This window comes from Mesorhizobium sp. CAU 1732, from assembly GCF_039888675.1.
In the GTDB taxonomy this organism is placed as follows: Bacteria; Pseudomonadota; Alphaproteobacteria; order Rhizobiales; family Rhizobiaceae; genus Aerobium.
The window spans coordinates 3,253,484-3,271,675 of the sequence record NZ_JBDQQR010000001.1; the positions used below are offsets into that span (position 1 = coordinate 3,253,484).

Annotated in this window: 17 protein-coding genes; 10 read left to right on the forward strand and 7 right to left on the reverse strand. The window is 63.9% G+C overall.

From position 1 onward, the window contains the following. Positions 1-125: 125 nt before the first annotated feature. The 6 genes from AAFN55_RS15835 to AAFN55_RS15860 all read left to right on the forward strand — a co-directional run bounded on the left by AAFN55_RS15835 (position 126) and on the right by AAFN55_RS15860 (position 8,875). Positions 126-1,337 (forward strand): glycine betaine/L-proline ABC transporter ATP-binding protein, encoded by a 1,212-nt coding sequence (locus AAFN55_RS15835; RefSeq protein ID WP_347799787.1) that lies wholly within the window; start codon positions 126-128, stop codon positions 1,335-1,337. Further along, positions 1,334-2,263, forward strand: a complete 930-nt coding sequence (locus AAFN55_RS15840; protein ID WP_347799788.1) for a proline/glycine betaine ABC transporter permease — start codon at positions 1,334-1,336, stop codon at positions 2,261-2,263. The genes AAFN55_RS15835 and AAFN55_RS15840 overlap by 4 nt, the downstream gene beginning before the upstream one ends. Before the next feature lie 98 nt (positions 2,264-2,361). Next, positions 2,362-3,405: a glycine betaine/L-proline ABC transporter substrate-binding protein ProX gene (gene proX, locus AAFN55_RS15845; RefSeq protein ID WP_347799789.1), complete on the forward strand. Its 1,044-nt coding sequence runs from the start codon at positions 2,362-2,364 to the stop codon at positions 3,403-3,405. A gap of 147 nt (positions 3,406-3,552) precedes the next feature. Beyond that, positions 3,553-6,246, forward strand: a complete 2,694-nt coding sequence (locus tag AAFN55_RS15850) for a UvrD-helicase domain-containing protein (protein ID WP_347799790.1) — start codon at positions 3,553-3,555, stop codon at positions 6,244-6,246. Positions 6,247-7,138: 892 nt separating this feature from the next. After that, the gene (locus AAFN55_RS15855; RefSeq protein WP_347799791.1) at positions 7,139-7,510 is read left to right on the forward strand and encodes a VOC family protein; all 372 of its coding nucleotides are present in this window, start codon (positions 7,139-7,141) and stop codon (positions 7,508-7,510) included. 195 nt (positions 7,511-7,705) lie between these two features. Beyond that, positions 7,706-8,875, forward strand: a complete 1,170-nt coding sequence (locus tag AAFN55_RS15860) for a hypothetical protein (RefSeq protein WP_347799792.1) — start codon at positions 7,706-7,708, stop codon at positions 8,873-8,875. A gap of 41 nt (positions 8,876-8,916) precedes the next feature. Here AAFN55_RS15860 and AAFN55_RS15865 read toward each other — a convergent pair whose 3' ends face one another. The 3 genes from AAFN55_RS15865 to AAFN55_RS15875 form a co-directional block, all read right to left on the reverse strand. Next, positions 8,917-9,222, reverse strand: a complete 306-nt coding sequence (locus tag AAFN55_RS15865) for a hypothetical protein (RefSeq protein WP_347799793.1) — start codon at positions 9,220-9,222, stop codon at positions 8,917-8,919. A 181-nt stretch (positions 9,223-9,403) separates the two neighbouring features. Then, the gene (locus AAFN55_RS15870; protein ID WP_347799794.1) at positions 9,404-10,039 is read right to left on the reverse strand and encodes a DapH/DapD/GlmU-related protein; all 636 of its coding nucleotides are present in this window, start codon (positions 10,037-10,039) and stop codon (positions 9,404-9,406) included. 41 nt (positions 10,040-10,080) lie between these two features. Further along, positions 10,081-10,569: a CreA family protein gene (locus AAFN55_RS15875; RefSeq protein ID WP_347799795.1), complete on the reverse strand. Its 489-nt coding sequence runs from the start codon at positions 10,567-10,569 to the stop codon at positions 10,081-10,083. A gap of 135 nt (positions 10,570-10,704) precedes the next feature. Here AAFN55_RS15875 and AAFN55_RS15880 point away from each other — a divergent pair, with 135 nt between their 5' ends. Genes AAFN55_RS15880 through AAFN55_RS15890 form a run of 3 tightly spaced genes read left to right on the forward strand, consistent with a single transcriptional unit; the run spans position 10,705 to position 12,421 of the window. Beyond that, entirely contained in the window at positions 10,705-10,863 is a 159-nt protein-coding gene (locus AAFN55_RS15880) for a hypothetical protein (protein WP_347799796.1), read from the forward strand. 46 nt (positions 10,864-10,909) lie between these two features. Continuing rightward, positions 10,910-11,485: an SCO family protein gene (locus AAFN55_RS15885; RefSeq protein WP_347799797.1), complete on the forward strand. Its 576-nt coding sequence runs from the start codon at positions 10,910-10,912 to the stop codon at positions 11,483-11,485. Positions 11,486-11,545: 60 nt separating this feature from the next. Continuing rightward, the gene (locus AAFN55_RS15890) at positions 11,546-12,421 is read left to right on the forward strand and encodes a 50S ribosomal protein L11 methyltransferase (RefSeq protein ID WP_347799798.1); all 876 of its coding nucleotides are present in this window, start codon (positions 11,546-11,548) and stop codon (positions 12,419-12,421) included. Positions 12,422-12,504: 83 nt separating this feature from the next. Here the strand turns inward: AAFN55_RS15890 and AAFN55_RS15895 are convergent, their stop codons facing one another. Further along, the gene (locus tag AAFN55_RS15895) at positions 12,505-12,693 is read right to left on the reverse strand and encodes a hypothetical protein (RefSeq protein ID WP_347799799.1); all 189 of its coding nucleotides are present in this window, start codon (positions 12,691-12,693) and stop codon (positions 12,505-12,507) included. A 244-nt stretch (positions 12,694-12,937) separates the two neighbouring features. On the opposite strand from AAFN55_RS15895, the gene AAFN55_RS15900 reads away from it, so the two are divergent. Further along, positions 12,938-14,764: an aminopeptidase P family protein gene (locus AAFN55_RS15900; protein WP_347799800.1), complete on the forward strand. Its 1,827-nt coding sequence runs from the start codon at positions 12,938-12,940 to the stop codon at positions 14,762-14,764. Positions 14,765-14,770: 6 nt separating this feature from the next. On the opposite strand, the gene AAFN55_RS15905 is transcribed toward AAFN55_RS15900, so the two are convergent. From AAFN55_RS15905 to ligA, 3 genes are all read right to left on the reverse strand, one after another. After that, a complete protein-coding gene (locus tag AAFN55_RS15905) occupies positions 14,771-15,064 on the reverse strand; it encodes an AzlD family protein (RefSeq protein WP_347799801.1) in 294 nt (97 codons plus the stop codon). Beyond that, positions 15,061-15,804: an AzlC family ABC transporter permease gene (locus AAFN55_RS15910; RefSeq protein ID WP_347799802.1), complete on the reverse strand. Its 744-nt coding sequence runs from the start codon at positions 15,802-15,804 to the stop codon at positions 15,061-15,063. The genes AAFN55_RS15905 and AAFN55_RS15910 overlap by 4 nt, the downstream gene beginning before the upstream one ends. A 173-nt stretch (positions 15,805-15,977) precedes the next feature. Further along, positions 15,978-18,137 carry an NAD-dependent DNA ligase LigA gene (ligA, locus tag AAFN55_RS15915; protein ID WP_347799803.1) on the reverse strand — a complete coding sequence of 720 codons (2,160 nt, stop codon included), beginning with the start codon at positions 18,135-18,137 and terminating at the stop codon, positions 15,978-15,980. Positions 18,138-18,192: the final 55 nt, after the last annotated feature.

Consider the following 18,192-nt stretch of genomic DNA (forward strand, 5'->3'; position numbering starts at 1 on the left):
TCACATAGACGCCGAAGGCATTAAAGCGCCAATGAGCCGACAACGGCTGTTGGCGCTTGTTTTGTTTTCGCCACGAAAATTGTTGCGATGCACACAGAGTGCGCCGCAATGCTTTGAAAGTAGCCATGTCTCATAAAGTAAGTGTACGGAATATTTACAAGATATTCGGAGGCGATCCCAGCGAAGCGATGGGCTTGCTGGAAGCCGGTCGGACCAAGGAGGAGATATTCTCCCAGACCGGACAGACTGTCGGGGTACGCGACATCAGCTTCGATGTAGAGGAAGCACAGATCTTCGTCGTCATGGGTTTATCCGGATCGGGAAAGTCCACGCTTGTTCGAATGATCAACGGCCTTATCTCGCCGACCTCCGGACAAATACTCATCGACGACGTCGACGTTGCTTCGTGTTCCAAGGAGGCCTTGCGACAGGTGCGTCGCGACAAGGTCGCGATGGTGTTCCAGCATTTCGCCCTGTTCCCCCACAAAACCGTCGGCGAAAACGTCGCCTATGGTCTCAAGGTGAAGGGCGTCGGCCCCGATGAACGTCGCGAGAAGGCGCTCCGCTCGCTGGCACAGGTCGGGCTCGAAGCCTATGCCGACAGCTATCCGGACGAACTCTCCGGCGGCATGCAGCAGCGCGTCGGCCTCGCCCGGGGATTGGCGGCGGAGCCTGAAATCCTGCTTATGGACGAGCCTTTCTCGGCGCTCGATCCGCTGATCCGCCGCGACATGCAGGAAGAGCTTCTCGAACTGCAGCGCTCGCTGAAGAAGACCATCATCTTCATCACGCACGATCTCAACGAGGCGCTCATTCTGGGCGACCAGATCGCGATCATGAAGGACGGCCGGTTCGTGCAGGTCGGCACGGCCGAAGAAATCGTCGACAAGCCGGCCGACGACTACGTCGCCGCGTTCACGCAGGACATCGACCGTTCGCGCGTCTTCGATATCGACAGCGTGATGAGCGATCCGCAAACCCTCGACGCATCCGCCACGAGCGTCGCCCTCGCCCTGACACGCATGGAAGAGCTTGATCGCGACGCGCTTTTCGTCACCGATGCGACTGGCGGCATTGCCGGCCTCGTCACCTATCGCGGCCTGACCGCCGCAGCGCGCAGCGGCGGCACGCTCGACAGCGTATTGGTGCGCGACATCCACACCATCAGGCGCGACGTGCATCTGCACGACATCTACATCCCGGCGAGCGAGGGCATGCCCGTCGCCGTCGTGGACGATGCCGGCAAGCTTGTCGGCGTGGTGGAACCGCACGCGGTATTCGCTCAGCTCACGGGAAGCGACACCGTTTCTGAGGGGACACGGAGGGCAGCGCCATGAGACCGTCCGACCTTTTCGAAATCCCGTTCGGCGGCTGGGTCGATTCCGCGGTGAAGGACTGGCTCGTGCCGAACTTCCGGCCGGTGTTCCAGACGATCCGCGTTCCGGTCGCCTGGGTGCTCGACAGCCTCAACACGTTCCTGAACATGATTCCCATGCTCGGGTTCACCGCCGTTCTCACGCTGATCGCCTTGCGCACGGCGGGCAAGGGCGTCGCGATCTTCACGCTTCTGGCGCTGGTGTTCCTCGACCTGATCGGCATCTGGTCGCAGACCATGACCACGCTGGCGATGATCAGCACCGCGGTCTTCTTCTGCGCCCTGTTCGGCATTCCGCTGGGCATCCTCGCCGCGCGCAGCGACCGGTTCCTCGCCGTGCTGCGGCCGGTTCTCGATATCATGCAGACGATCCCGCCCTTCGTGTATCTGGTGCCGATCGTCATGCTGTTCGGCGTCGGCACGGTGCCGGGCGTCATAGCGACGATCATCTTCGCTCTGCCGCCGGTCACGCGCCTGACCAATCTCGGCATTCGCGGCGTGCGCTCGGACCTGGTGGAAGCCGCCTACGCCTTCGGCTCGACGCCGCGTCAGGTCTTGTGGGAGGTGCAGTTTCCGCTGGCCCTGCGCACGATCATGGCCGGCCTCAACCAGACCTTGATGATGGCGCTGTCCATGGCGGTGATCGCGGCGCTGATCGGCGCCGGCGGCCTTGGCCTTGCGGTCAACACCGGCCTTGGGCGCCTCGATGTCGGCACGGCGGCCGAAGGCGGCATCGGCATCGTTCTCCTCGCGATCATCCTCGATCGCATCACCCAGTCCTTTGCCGAGCGCAAGGACGTGAAGGCGCCGTCGCTTCTCGACACCTTCAAGTCGTATTTCAGGGCAGGCAAGCCCGCCGAAGCCAGCGAAACTGCGCGTACGGCCTGACCCGCCCTGGAGTTGCCGCGGCGTCCGCGCCGCGGTCCGAACCGTCCGGCCGATACCGGTTGGATGGACGAAAAAACACTGAACAAGGGAGATGCAGAATGCCTGCTTCCACGATCCGCAAGAGACTATCGCTCGGCGTTGCCGCCGCCGCATTGTGCCTGGCACCGCTGAGCCTTGCCCATGCGCAGGACGCTCAGCCCGGTGAAGGCGTGACCATCCAGATGGCGCAGCCCACCTGGGATACCGGCTACTTCTACACCCAGATCTACAAGCAGATGCTGGAAGAGCTCGGCTATTCGGTTTCCGACCCGGTCGCGCTCGACAACCCGATCTTCTACCAGTCCGTCGCGCAGGGCGACGTGCACCTCTGGGTCGATGGCTGGTTCCCGCTGCACAACACCTATGAGGACGCGTTCAGTGCCGGCGCCGAAAAGGTCGGCATGGTCGCCGAGGGCGGCGCGCTCGAAGGCTACCTGATCAGCAAGGCGGCCGCCGATGAGCTGAACATCACCTCGCTGGAAGATTTCAAGCGCGACGAAGTCAAGGAAGCGTTCGACCGCGATGGCGACGGCAAGGCCGATCTCGTCGCCTGCCCGCCCGGCTGGGGCTGCGAGGAAGGCATCGAGCATCACCTCGACGCCTATGAGCTTCGCGACCATGTGAACCCGATCAAGGCCGGCTATTCCGCCTCGATGGCCGATGCGGTCGCCGCCCAGCAGCAGGGCGACCCGATCTTCTTCTACACCTGGACGCCGAACTGGACCGTCAACGTCCTGAAGCCCGGCGAGGATGTCGTCTGGATCGAGGTTCCCGAAGTGAACCTGCCGGAAAGCACCAAGGGTCTCGAGGATGCCGCCACGCTCGACGGCGTCGAAGGCTGCGTGAACGATCCCTGCAAGCTCGGCTTCCCGGCCAACGACATCGTGCCTGTCGTCAACACCGAGTTCGTCGAGGCGAACCCGGCCGTGCGCGCGCTCCTCGAAGCGGCGTCCGTGCCGCTCGCCGACGTGTTCGCGCAGAATGCCAAGATGTATGAAGGCGCAAACAGCAACGCCGACATCGCCGCCCATGCGGCCGAGTGGATCGAGCAGAACCGCGACCAGGTCGACCAGTGGCTGACGGCCGCGCGCGAAGCATCCTGATCGCTTTCTGATCGCATGAGATGAAGACGGGCGGGCTGCCATGGCCCGCCCTTTTTCGTTGCACTCGAGCCTCTTTCCGGCAGCAGAGCTGGAACAAAACGGAGACGGCGCTGGTCTTTCGTCCCCGAATCACTACATTCCCGTGGCATGTCCGGATTTCCAGACGATATCCCCTTCTTCGACGAGGACGCCCCGTCGGGCGATAACGCACAGCCGCAGCCGCGCGCCGGCGGCGGCATTGCCGCGCGCGCCATGGCCGCACGCTCCGGCCCCCGTCCCGCCGACTACCTGTCGGGCCTCAATCCCGAACAGCGGCTCGCGGTCGAGACGACCGAGGGTCCTGTTCTCGTCCTTGCCGGCGCCGGCACGGGTAAGACGCGCGTGCTGACCACGCGCATCGCCCACATCCTCGCGACGGGCCGCGCCTTTCCGTCCCAGATCCTCGCGGTGACCTTCACCAACAAGGCCGCGCGCGAGATGAAGCACCGCATCGGCGTGCTCGTTGGCGAAGCCGTCGAAGGCATGCCTTGGCTCGGCACCTTCCACTCGATCGGCGTCAAGATCCTGCGCCGCCATGCGGAACTCGCCGGCCTCAAATCCGGCTTCACGATCCTCGACACCGACGACGTCATCCGCCTGATCAAGCAGTTGATCCAGGCCGAGGGGCTCGACGACAAGCGCTGGCCCGCGCGCCAGTTCGCGCAGATGATCGACGGCTGGAAGAACAAGGGGCTCGGCCCCTCCGAGATCGCCGAGGGCGACGCCCGCGCCTTTGCCAACGGCAAGGGCCGCGAGCTCTACAAGGCCTATCAGGACCGGCTCCAGACGCTCAACGCCTGCGATTTCGGCGACCTGCTCTGCCACCCGATCCGCATCTTCCGCCAGCACCCCGACGTGCTGAAGGAGTACCACCGGCGCTTCAAATACATCCTGGTGGACGAGTATCAGGACACCAACACCGCGCAATATATGTGGCTGCGGCTTCTGGCTCAGCGGCCGGGAGAGCGTCCTTCTCCCCGTTCACGGGGAGAAGATGCCGGCAGGCAGATGAGGGGCAGCGCTGACCTTGCAGATGAAAATGCCGGCCCCTCATCCGACCCTTCGGGCCACCTTCTCCCCGTGAACGGGGAGAAGGAAAACAAAGTCAACATCTGCTGCGTCGGTGACGACGACCAGTCGATCTATGGCTGGCGCGGGGCGGAGGTCGACAACATCCTGCGCTTCGACAAGGATTTTCCCGGCGCGGCCGTCATTCGTCTCGAGCGCAACTACCGCTCGACCGCCCATATCCTCGGCGCGGCGGCGCATCTGATCGCGCACAATGAAGGCCGGCTGGGCAAGACGCTCTTCACCGACAATCCCAACCCCGACGATCCCAAGGTGATCGTCCATGCGGCGTGGGACTCCGAGGAGGAAGCCCGCGCGGTCGGCGAGGAGATCGAGGCACTGCAGCGCCCGGACGCGAACGGCAGGCGTCACAACCTCAACGACATGGCGATCCTCGTGCGCGCCTCGTTCCAGATGCGCGAGTTCGAAGACCGCTTCGTCACGCTCGGCCTGAACTACCGCGTCATCGGCGGCCCCCGCTTCTACGAGCGGGCCGAAATCCGAGACGCGATGGCCTATTTCCGCGTTGTCGCGCAGGGTGCGGACGACCTCGCCTTCGAGCGGATCGTCAACGTCCCCAAGCGCGGCCTTGGCGAAGCGGCGGTCCGGCAGGTGCACGACACGTCGCGCGCACTGCGGATTCCGATGCTGGAAGCGGCCGGCAAGCTTGCCGAAAGCGACGAGCTGAAGCCAAAGCCACGCGCGGCACTGCGCGAGGTGTCCGCCAACTTCGCCCGCTGGCAGGGCCTGATCGACAACACGCCACATACCGAATTGGCCGAGATCATCCTCGAGGAGTCCGGCTACACCGACATGTGGAAGAACGACCGTTCGGCCGAAGCGCCGGGCCGGCTCGAAAACCTCAAGGAGCTGATCCGCTCCATGGAGGAATACGAGTCGCTGCGCGGCTTCCTCGAGCATGTCGCGCTGGTGATGGACGCGGAGAAGAACGAGGACACCGACGCCGTCAACATCATGACGCTGCACTCGGCCAAGGGTCTGGAGTTCGACACGGTCTTCCTGCCGGGCTGGGAGGAAGGCCTGTTCCCGCACCAGCGCGCGCTGGACGAAGGCGGCCGATCCGGACTGGAGGAAGAGCGACGGCTGGCCTATGTCGGTCTTACGCGCGCCAAGCGGAACCTGCATCTCTGGTTTACCTCGAACCGCCGCATCCACGGCCTGTGGCAATCGACGATCCCGTCGCGCTTCCTCGACGAACTTCCCGAAGCCCATGTCGAGGTGGCCGAAACCGGCTCGACCTATGGCGGCTACGGCTCGTCCTTCGGCGGTCGCGGCGGCGGTCGCCAGAACCCCTATGGCGCGTCACGTTTCGACAATGTCGGCCAAGGGAGCCAGGGGAACGGTCAAGGGGGCGGCGCGTTCTCCAACACCTACGCGACGCCGGGCTGGCAGCGCGCGCAAGCGAACCGCACCGAGGCGACCGACCGCAACTGGGGCTCTCGCTCCGGCCACGCGGTCGAGCGGATCGGTTACGGCGAGGTCGATTCCGGCTACGGCGCGGGCCGCACCAGCGTGAAGGGCCGCACCATCGATGGCGAACTCGTCGCGAAGTCGGTGTCGGACAGCCCCTCCCCCTACAAGGTCGGCGACCGGGTGTTTCACCAGAAATTCGGCAACGGCAACGTCAAGGCGGTCGAAGGCAACAAGCTGACCATCGACTTCGACAAGGCCGGCCAGAAGCGCGTGCTCGACGGCTTCGTCGCGGCTGCCTGAAGGCCGGAGACCACCGGCTCGCCACGGGCGGTGCCGAACAAGGTGCTTGTCTGAACCACATGCGACTACGTTCTCGTGCCCATCGCGCTTGTGATCGACCGGCGAGGCATGGATTCCCGGGTCTCCCTCCGCTGCGCTCCAGTCGCCCGAGAATGACGAAGGTGGGGTGGTTGCGGCTATGTCAGGTTCGGAGGCGGTGACAGTTGTCGATGAGCGTTCCCACGCCCACCTCGTCATCCTCAAGGCAGAACCTCCAGCTTCGTCATCCCCAAGGCATCCCCACCCCACTTCGTCATCCTCGGGCGGAGCAGGAACGAAGTGACTGCGCAGACCCGGGGATCCATGCCTCGCCGGCGCAGTCGCAGGGTGGTGCAGAACCGGGCGCCCCGGTCACACACAGCAGGTGAAGAAAATTCCCCACTCCCAGAACTTTCCCCCAACCCAATCAACCACTTCCCAAAAACATCCCCCCGATTTTCTCCACGCCCCGTACCGCCGCCGCCATATTCGCCCCATCGCCCTCACGGGAACTCTGGTGCGCACCGGGGATCAGGGGAGGGTGACGGTGTCCGGGTAGCGTGGTCTGACGAGTGAGACGTCTGGCCTTGAATCCGGGCTTCGGTGGAGGTCGGAGTCGGAGGAGCAAATGCCAAGTCCGGCCCAGCTTCGCCGATGGTGACAGCACCGGCGGGGCGCGAGGTTCGCACCACGTAATTATCATTCGGAAGACACGGCCTCGCGCCCCGCTTCCCGCCCTTTCACAAGGACCAGACCGGAAACGGGGCGTGGTAACGGGGAATCTCGGACCCAGAACGCAAAAGCCCCTCGCCCTGTCGGAACCACGCGCCCACAAACGTCCTCGAGAGACTGACATCGCAAAAGGAGAAGACCGATGCTCGGCAATCATTCGTCATCCGCCATCGTCGCCGTCAGCGACATCGACCGCGCGCGCACCTTCTATCGGGACACGCTTGGCCTCGAACTCGAAAGCGAGTTCATGGGCCACGTTCTCACCTTCAGGACGGGCAGGACGAAGCTCAATGTCTACCGATCCGACGCCGCCGGAACCAACAGGGCCAATGCGGTCGTCTGGGGCGTCGGCGACGATGTCGAGGCGATCGTCGCGACCCTGAAGGCAAAAGGTGTGGTCTTCGAGCACTACCCGGAGATGGACCGCACGGGCGACATCCATGTCTCGGGGGAGATGAAGACCGTGTGGTTCAAGGACCCCGACGGCAACATCCTGCATCTCAACAATATGTGAGCGCCCGCGAGGCCACACGCGACCACATATCTTTGGTTGTATTTCCTGTTGAATAAACCTTTGCGAGCATGTCGTAATCTTCGTCTCGCAGGCAATGATGCCCGCACCTTCCGCACCGGGAGGTCTACCTCCGGGCCTCTTCCGTCTCATCACCCCCGAGGCGGAAGAGGCACCCCGGCAAGACAGGAGGCCGCGATGCGTATGCGCACGCTCTTCGCCGCGGCTACAGTCCTGACACTGTCCGGATACGGCGCGCATGCCGAGGACCCCACCGCGTCGTTCAAGGCGAATGCGACGCTGTCGCGCCATCACACCAGCAATGCCCTCGACGGGCCGTTCCAACTGCCGGATTGGTACACCGAGTTGCGCGGCGCTCTGGAAGAAACGCTCCAGCACGATCTCGGCGCGACGCGCATCTCGGCCGAAGTCCAGCTTCGCCGCTACGACACCTACGGGATCGAAGACGACCGCGCGCTGGCCATCGCCGCCTTGACCACGATGCGCCCATCCGAAACCGTGGAGCTCCGCGGGACGCTGTCGCTCAATCTGGTCAGTGAAGGCGACGACTTTCCGATCGGCCCCATGATGATCGGCACGCGAACCGACAAGGCGATCGTGGCAGCCGGACTTCAGGCCGGCCTCAAGCTCGCGCCGGACACCGTGCTCGTTCTGGAGGGCTCCGCCTCGCGGGAAAAGGCATCGGATACGAATTTCCAGGATGATTTGCTCCTGCCTTTGCGGTTGGAACCGGACAGGGACCGTCTCAGGTTTGGGGCGACGCTGACGCGGAAGACGGGGCCGTTCAGCTATGGTGCCCAGGCAGCCGCAGGTTACCTCCGGGCGAGCCAGACCGATGCCCTGTCCGACATCTCGCTTCTGGACTATCTCGGCCGGCTGCAAGCGGCCGTGGAATTCGGCAATGGCGCAACGCTCGCAGGTGCTGCGGGCGTTCACGCAATCCAGTTGACCAACCTCCCCTTCTCGCAATGGCGTCCCACCTACGAGATGGCGGCAGCCATGCCGCTCGGCAACGGCTTCTCGCTGCGTGGCACGCTGAAAGGCGCCTACGAGACGGCGGGCGTGGACGACCCGCTCGCGGCGTGGATACGGCGCGTCGAGGCGGAAGCCGGATACGACGCCACGGCGACGCTCAAGTTCGGGCTCGGAGCCTTCACCGAGTTGCGCGACTACATCGCGCTCGACTATGAGGAGGATATCAGGGGCGTCTACGCCCAGGCATCATGGGAGCTGACGCGCAATCTGGGGCTCGTCTTCCGTGTCGATGCGAGCCGCAACGAAATCCCCGCGCTCGACCTGCGCTACACCGAACTCGCGACGCAGATCGCGCTCAGCGCGAAGCTTTGAGGAGGCAGGGAGACGCAGATCCCCCCGCCTCCGCAGCGTGGCTATCGACGACCGCCGCGGTTCTTGGCCGGTGCCTTGATGATGTTGCTCAGGAGGCCGGTTGCCGAACCCAGGATGCCGATCCCGGTGTTGTTGCCGGACAGGATGCTGTTGCCCGACAGGATCGGCGAGTTGTTGAGGATTCCGCTCAGCACGTTGAGATCGCCGGTGCGAACGGTCGGCGAGACGTTGATCAGCCCGCTCGAGTAGTTGTTGTGGCCCTTGTTGCCCCAACCGCCGGCATGTGCGGCGCCTGCGGAAAGTGCGAGTGCGGCGGCAACGCCGGCGACGGTGATGAACTTCTTCATATGACTTCTCCCATTGCTTGACGAAGTTCCCGCGCCGGTTTGGTCTATCTCCGAGATCAAGAAGACTACCTATGCAGGAAAATTGCAACCAGTAAGAGAAATATTTCGTCAACCTTGCCGATCAATAGATCGTTAACCGTAACAGTTCAGATTAATACTTCAGGTTTTATTCAAATACGATCTATTCTCGCGGCAACGTTTCCCACTTGTCGAGAAAGGCATCGATCGCAAGCGCCTGCATGTCGGGCACCGCTTCCGCGATGCGCTCAGTGGGCCAGTCCCACCACGCCAGCGCTTCCAGCCGCGCGACGATCTCAGGCGCGAACCGCATGCGCGTCCGTCGCGCCGGAACGCCGGCGACGATTTCGTAAGGCGCGACCGGTTTGCTGACGACGGCGTTGGCGCCGACCACCGCGCCGTTCCCGATCGTCACGCCGGGCAGGATCACCGCGCCATGGCCGATCCAGACATCGTTGCCGATCGTCACGCTACGCGCCTGCCTGCGTCCGCGGAACGCCTGGTCGACGCCGAGAAACTTGAAATATTCGTTCGGCCGGTAGCTCACCTTGTGCGTGGTGACGCGCTCCATCGGATGCTCAAGCGCATTGATGCGCGTGTTGGCCGCGATCGAGCAGAACTTGCCGATCGACGTGTAGATCGCCTCGCCATGACGTTCGAAATACGAGAAGTCGCCGACCGTCACCTCACGCAGGATGACGCGCTCGCCGATCACGACGTGGCGGCCGAGCCGGCAGGATTTCAGCTCGGCTGTCGGGTGGATGCGGGGATCGGAGTTGGTCGCGGGAGCGTCGGACATGCGCGCTGAATACGCTCACGCCGCGCCCGCCGCAACACGGACTATTCCGGCTTCCCATTCGCCCAGGAAACCTCCTGATTGTAGAGCGGCACGGTCGAGATCGCCATCTTGGCCGAACCGTCCTGCACCTGCCTGCTGTGCGACAGGTAGATCAGCGTGTTGTTGGCCTTGTCGTAGATGCGGTTCACGACCTGCTGCTTCCAGATCAGGCTGATGCCCTGCTTGAAGACCTCTTCGCCCTCTTTCGAAAGGTCGATGTCGCCGATCGAGATCGGTCCGGTCTGGCGACATGAGATCGAGGAATCGGAGGGGTCCTCGAACCAATTGCCCTTCTGCAGCCTGTCGACGAGGCCGCGTTCGAAATAGGAGACGTGGCACGTCACACCCTGCACTTCGGGGTCGCTGATGGCCTCGACGATGATGTCGTTGCCCAACCAGTCGACACCGACCTCGCCGACCTCCTGGGCAGACGCGGACCCAGCCCCCATCAGCAGGCAAAGCATGGAGGCAGCAGCAAGACGAAACTTCATCGCGATCTCCTCGCAGGAATGACGCCGACACAGATGGGACTTTCCCGCCAAGCTTGCAAGTCGTGTGCCCTTCTCCGCCGAGAAGCGTCAACATGACCTCTTTCAGGAAACCCGTACGAGCGCTATCTTCCACCCATGAACCCGAGAATTCCAGCGACCGGAACGATCCTGAAGGCGGGGCTTGCCGTGGCCGCGCTTGCCGCCATGACCGGCCTCGCCTTCGCCGGATGGATGGAGCATGCGCCCGGCATCTTCATGGCCATGGTGGAATCCGGCATGGCATGGTGTTTCTGAGCCGGCTCGCGCGCCCGGACAGGCAAAATTCTGAAAGTGACATGACATGATGCGATCGATACTCGTCGGCATTCTCGTCGTTATGGCCGCAGGCGTCGGCTGGCTGACCTTCGACTGGTATCGCACGCAGCAGACGGCGCGATCCTTCGGCGCGCCTTTCACGCTGGTCGATCAGCGCGGCGACGAGATCACGCAGGCGGCGTTCCGGGGCTCCCCGACTGCCGTGTTCTTCGGCTTCACGCATTGCCCGGAAGTCTGCCCCACGACGCTCTTCGAACTCGATGGCTGGCTGAAACAGCTCGGCGACGAGGGCAAGGACATCAAGACGTATTTCGTGACCGTCGATCCGGAGCGCGACACGCCGGAGATCATGGGCGACTACGTGTCCAACGTGTCTGATCGCATCACCGGCATCACGGGCGAGCCTGAGAAGGTGCATGCGATGGCGAAGTCCTTCGGCATCTACTGGAAGAAGGTTGACCTCGAAGGCGGCGACTACACGATGGATCACACCGCTTCGATCCTGCTTCTCGACAGCACGGGCGACTTCGCCGGCACGATCGCCTATGGCGAAAACCCGGAGAACGCCGTCGCCAAGCTGAAGCGTCTGGCGGATAGCTGAGCGACGGGTTAGAGCAAGGAACGCACGCGCCGAAAGCCGCGCAGTCCAGGAACCGCCGCCTTGCCTCAGACCCGCCTCTCCTTCATCACGACACGCCCCGCATCGACCGCAGCCTTCTCGGCCCTGGAAATCGAATTCGAAGATGACGGATTGGCCTTGGCCATCGTCGAGCTCGATGAAGACGCAGGCACCGACGAGATCAGCGTCTATGCGGACACCACCGACGCAGACGCTGTCGAGAACCGCATACGCAGCGCGGTTGCGTCGATCCCTGTCGAACTGGAACTCGCACGCGAGGATCTGGACGACCTCGACTGGGTGACGATGTCGCTCGAAGGCCTGAAGCCGGTGCGCTCGGGCCGGTTCCTGGTTCACGGCTCGCACGATCGCGGCAAGCGACGCATCGGCGATCTGGCGATCGAGATCGAAGCGGGACTTGCGTTCGGGACCGGCCATCACGGCACGACGGCCGGCTGCCTTCAGGTGATCGACGAGGTCGTGCGCCGCGAAAGGCCGCGCAATGCGCTCGATCTCGGCACCGGCAGCGCCGTCCTCGCCATCGCCATCGCCAAGCTGTCGCACATCCCCGTTCTGGCGACCGACATCGATCCGATCGCGGTCAGGGTTGCAGCCGAGAACGTGCGCCTCAACGGCGCGTCCGCCCTCATCGAGACGGCGGTCGCGACCGGCTTCGATGCATCGGTCTTCGGGCGGTGGGGCCAGTTCGACCTCATCGTCGCGAATATTTTGGCGCGACCGCTGATGAAACTCGCGCCGAAGATGGCAAGCCATGTGCTGCCGGGAGGCTCGCTGATCCTCTCGGGCATCCTAGACAGGCAGCGCGACGCCGTCATCGCAGCCTATGCCGGCCAGCGTTTTCGCCATGTGCGCACGCTGCACCGCGAAGGCTGGGTAACGATCCATCTGAAGCGATAGACGGCACAGAGCCATAACGAAAAAGGGCGGCCCGACTGGGACCGCCCTTTTTGATGTTCAGAAGTCGCGTGCCCCCACGCGCTTTAGAACAGATAGTTCACGCTCGCGCGTCGCATCAGTTCGTCACGGTTGTATCCGTGCGCCTTCAGCGTCTCGTCGTCGAACATCAGCAGCGCGCCGTTGACGTACCGATTGGCCTGCTTCTGGCGGGCCGCCACGAGGGCGTCGACCGCGTTGCGAAAGAACCCACGCTTTACAGAGTTCTGTGCCATTTCTCGTCTCCTGTCCGGTTGGAAGAACAATCCTCCACACCCAGAAAGGTAAGCAGTGCTGACCTTTTTCACCAGACTCGTTTGCGCATGGGAGCCATCTGTTTTTGCATGTGCGAAGAGATTTTGTGCGACGCAACATGAACCCACAACGAAACCCTCTCCCGACTGGCGCGTTGCAACAGCCATGGCGCGCGTCTAGGGTCCGCCGCGAGCTTCAGATCGACCCAAACTGACGAGACGTGCCATGTTCCAGTCCTTCGATGCACTCACCGATCCGACACAGGGCGTGGACCGCGTCGCGCGGCTGCGGGAACGTATGGCAGCACTCGGTCTGGACGGCTTTTTGGTGCCGCGCGCGGACGAACATCAGGGCGAGTATGTGCCTGCCCGCGCCGAGCGGCTGCAATGGCTGACGGGCTTCACGGGATCGGCGGGTGCTGCGCTGGTGCTCGGCAGCCGCGCGATCGTTTTCGTCGACGGCCGCTACACGCTTCAGGCGCGCAACCAGGTCGACGGCGATACATTCACGATCGAAAGCCTGGTCGAAAACCCGCCGTCAAAATGGCTTGGCGTCAATGCGGCCAGGGGCTCGGTGATCGGGTATGATCCGTGGCTGCATACGATAGCCGAGGCGTCTGCGCTGCGCTTGTCGCTTGAGACGGTCGGCGCGAAGCTCGAACCGGTCGCGACGAACCTGATCGACGATATCTGGAGCGATCAGCCCGCACCGCCGGCAGAAAAGATCGAAATCCAGCCCATAGGCTTTGCCGGCGAGCTTGCCGGCGACAAGATCGCGCGGCTCGGCGAAAACCTCCTCTCGGCAGGCGCCACGCATGCCGTTCTGGCCGATCCGTCGTCGCTCGCCTGGACCTTCAACATCCGCGGCCGTGACGTGCCGCACACGCCGCTTGCGCTGGGCTTCGCCATCCACTGCGCCGATTCGCTGCCGAAGCTGTTCTTGTCGCGCGACAAACTCACCATCGAAACCGACGCGTACCTGACGCAGCTTGCGGATATCTGCGACCCCGCAACGCTCGAACAGGAATTGGCAAACCTCGCCTCCAACGGCGCGAAGGTCGCAATCGATCCTGCCATCTCGGCGGATCGCCTGCGCATGATCGTCGAGGACAATGGCGGCACGGTGCTTGGATTGCCCGATCCCGCCCGCCTCCCCCGCGCCACCAAGAACAAGGCGGAACTGGCCGGAAGCCGTGCCGCGCATCGGCGAGACGGAGCGGCGATCGTGAAGTTCCTGCACTGGCTGGATGCCAACGAGCCGGGCTCCACGGACGAGATCGAAGCGGTGAAGGCGCTCGAAGGCTTTCGCGCGCGCACAGGCGAAGACACGCAGATGCCGTTGCGCGATATCTCCTTCGATACGATTTCGGGCGCCGGTCCCAATGGCGCGATCATCCACTACCGCGTCACGACGAAGTCCAACCGCAAGCTCGGCGACGGTGAACTGTTTCTGGTGGATTCGGGGGGCCAGTATCAGGACGGCACCACCGACATCACCCGCACCGTCCCCATCGGCCAGCCGACCGACGAAATGTGCGAACGTTATACGATCGTGCTCAAGGGGATGATCGGCATTTCGATGCTGCGCTTTCCGCCCGGCACGCGCGGCATGGACATCGACGTGATCGCCCGGCAGGCGCACTGGAAGGCCGGGCTCGACTACGCCCATGGGACCGGCCACGGTGTCGGTGCATTCCTGTCGGTCCACGAGGGGCCGCAGCGCATCGCCAAGACCGGGTCCGAGAGATTGCTGGCGGGCATGATCCTGTCCAACGAGCCCGGCTACTACAAGGAAGGCGCCTACGGCATCCGGCTGGAAAACCTCATCGTCGTCCAGGAGCCTCAAGCGATCGAAGGCGGCGATATCGCCATGCACGGCTTCGAGACACTGACGCTCGCGCCCTTCGACCGCCGCCTGATCCTGACGGATCTGCTGACCACGGAAGAGCATGCCTGGCTCGACGCGTATCACGCATGGGTGCTGGCCGAGATCGGCCCGATGGTCGATGGAGAGGTGCTGGCCTGGCTGGAGCGCGCAACCGCGCCGCTTTAGAAACGATCAGCCGATATTGCGCAGGACGATCAGCACGACTGCGCCTGCGATGAACATCGCGGACAAGCCGCCGCGCAGAGCGACCAAACCGGATACGACCAGCGCGGCCCACTCGGCCGGTCCGCCTGTCGTTGCCGCCGGTGCGACAAGCGTCGTCAACACGGCTGCCGGAACGGCGTTGAGCCCGGCCTCGACGCGCGGGTGGATGCGCTCGAAGCGCGACAGCACGAGATGCCCGCCGATACGCGACAGATAGGTCGCCACCGCACCCGCCAGAATGATCCAGACCGTCGTGCTCATTCGGCTGCGTCCTCGATCAAGGGTGCCGGCGCGTCGGGCGGTGTCAACGCAGCGGCAAACAGCACGCCAGCCGCCGCCCCAATGGAAACGTGCCAGGGGGAGCCGACGACGTAGTAGGCGGCGATCGAGACGACAGCGCTGATCGCCACGATCGGCAGCCAGAGCGGACGCTTGCGGAAATCCATGACGAGGCCAAGGAAGTAGATCGGCAGCAGGAAATCCAGGCCGAGCGCATGCGGATCGGGGATCAGGTTTCCGAAGGCCGCGCCGAGACCCGATTCGATCACCCAGCAGATGTAAATCGGCGTCGCCATGCCCATGAACCACACGAAGCTCAATCCGCCGCGCTGCGCCTGTTTCTCGCCCTCGGCGAATTGGGGATCGGTCAGGAAAAAGAAGCCGAATGCGCGCTGGAACGGTGTCCAGTGCGGCACCCGCCGGCCGATCGCCGCCGAATAGAGGACGTGGCGGAAATTCACCGCGAAGATCGAGAAGACGATCAGCCAGGGCGCGATCGTCTGCCCGAAAAGCTCCAGCCCGACCATCTGGCTCGCGCCGGCAAAGACCGTCGCGCTCATCAACACCGCTTCGCCGATGGAAAAGCCGTTCTGCGCCGCCAGCGCACCGAACAAAATGCCGAACGGCGCGGACGCGAGCACAACGGGCAAGCCACGACGCATGCCGTCGAGAAACGCGCTGGACGCAGTGTTGTGCGGCTCGGTTACTTCCGCTGACGACATGGGGCCTCGCTAAAGCGTGTCTCCCGAAAGTGGGACCCGGTTTCGGGATGAAGACAGCGCGTCGATTGGCGCCGTTTTAGGTCAGCGGGACTGCCCTGTCACATGAATTCGCCTGACCCCAGGCATCAACTGCACGAAACCGACGAGTGCCCGGAGGTCACGAGTTTGGCATTCTACTGCCCGACCAGCACGAACCACGCGTCCTCGTCGATCACCTCGATGCCGAGTTCGCTCGCCTGCTTGAGCTTTGAGCCCGCGCCGGGGCCGGCGACGACCAGATCCGTCTTCTTCGACACCGAGCCCGCCACCTTGGCGCCGAGCCGCTCGGCCATGGCCTTCGCCTCGTCGCGGGACATGCGCTCGAGCCCGCCGGTGAAAACCACGGTCTTGCCCGCCACGGGCGACGACACGTCGCCCACCGGTTCCTCGTCGATCGCCGACACGCCCGCAGCCAGCAGCGCGTCCACGGCCTGTTGGTTGTGCTCCTCGGCGAAGAACTCCGCGAGCGCTTCCGCAACGACGCTGCCGATGCCGTTGATGCCGACCAGTTCCTGCCATTCGGCGTTGCCGGGATCGCCCTTGCCTTCAGGCATGACGGCCGCGCTCGCCCCAGTGCGCAAGGCGTCGAACGAGAGATAATGCCGCGCGATCCGCTTCGCGTTGGTTTCGCCGATGTGACGGATACCGAGAGCAAAGAGAAACCGCGAGAGGCTGACCTGACGGCGCTCGTCGATCGCCGCATAGAGCTTCTTGACCGAGACGGCGCCGAAACCGTCGATGTTTTCCAGCTTCGTGAGAGACCCGTCCTGCCGCGCCTTGAGCGTGAAGATATCGGCCGGCGAACGGATTTGCAGCGAGGGGTCTTCGTGATTGAAGAAGAACTCGATCTGCTTCTCGCCGAGCCCTTCGATGTCGAACGCGTTGCGCGAAACGAAATGGCGGATGCGCTCCACCGCCTGCGCGGGGCAGATCAGGCCACCGGTACAGCGGCGCACCACCTCGCCTTCTTCACGCACGGCATGGCTGCCGCATGCGGGGCAGTGATCGGGGAAGACGTATTTTTCGGCGTCCCTGGGCCGCTTCTCCAGCACCACATCCAAAATCTGCGGAATAACGTCGCCGGCCCGCTGGATCGTGACCGTGTCACCGACGCGGATGTCGTGCTCCTCGGGCCGGATGCGCTGGCCGCTGTTGCCGATACCGTTGATGTAATCCTCGTTGTGCAGCGTCGCGTTGGTGACGACCACGCCGCCGACGGTAACGGGTTCGAGCCGGGCGACGGGCGTGAGTGCGCCGGTGCGGCCGACCTGGATCTCGATCGCGCGCAGCACCGTGGTCGCCTTTTCGGCGGGAAACTTGTGGGCCGTCGCCCAGCGCGGGCTGCGGGACCGGAAACCCAGCCGCTCCTGCAACGCCAGGCTGTCGACCTTGTAGACCACGCCGTCAATGTCATAAGGCAGGCTTGCCCGCTCGGCCTCGATGGCGCGATAGCGCGTCAGCAGGTCCTCCACGGACCGGCATATCGCCATGTGATCGTTGATCGGAAAGCCCCACGCACCGAGGCGCTGCACCGCCTCGAACTGCGTCTGCGCCAGTGGTTCGCTGGTCTCGCCCCAGGCGTAGGCGAAGAATTTCAGCGGCCGCGCGCGCGTGTTTTCGGGGTCCTTCTGCCGCAGGCTGCCGGCCGCGAAATTGCGCGGATTGGCAAAGACCCGGCCGGTTTCCGCCGCCATGCGCTCATTAAGCGCCATGAAATCGTCGCGCCGCATATAGACCTCGCCGCGCACTTCGACGACATCCGGCGCGTCCTTAGGCAGTGTCTGCGGGATATCGGAAATCGTGCGGATGTTGGCCGTCACGTTCTCGCCGGTGGTTCCGTCGCCGCGCGTCGCGGCCGTCACCAGTTCGCGGTTTTCATAGCGCAGGGACATCGACAGCCCGTCGATCTTGGGCTCGGCGGTGATCGGAAGCTCCTGATCGCCCGACCATGCGAGAAAGCGGCGAACCGAATTGACGAAATCGACCACGTCCTCGTCTGAGAAGACGTTGTCGAGCGACAGCATCGGCTTGGCATGCACCACCTGCCCGAATGCACCGGACGGTGCCGCGCCGACCGCCGTCGACGGCGAATCCGAGCGGACGAGTTCGGGAAACGCCGCCTCGATCGCCGCATTGCGCAGCCGCAACGCGTCGTAGTCGGCGTCGCTGATCGTCGGCGCGTCGTCGCCGTGATAGCGTCTGTCGTGCTCCGCGATCTCGGCGGCCAGGGCCGCCAGTTCTTCGGCGGCCTCTTCGACGGAGAGATTTTCGATGGCTTTGCGCGCGGTCGTCATGATCTGAGAATCCAGATGGTCTTGCTGCGCCACACTAGCCGGAAGAGCGCGCCAC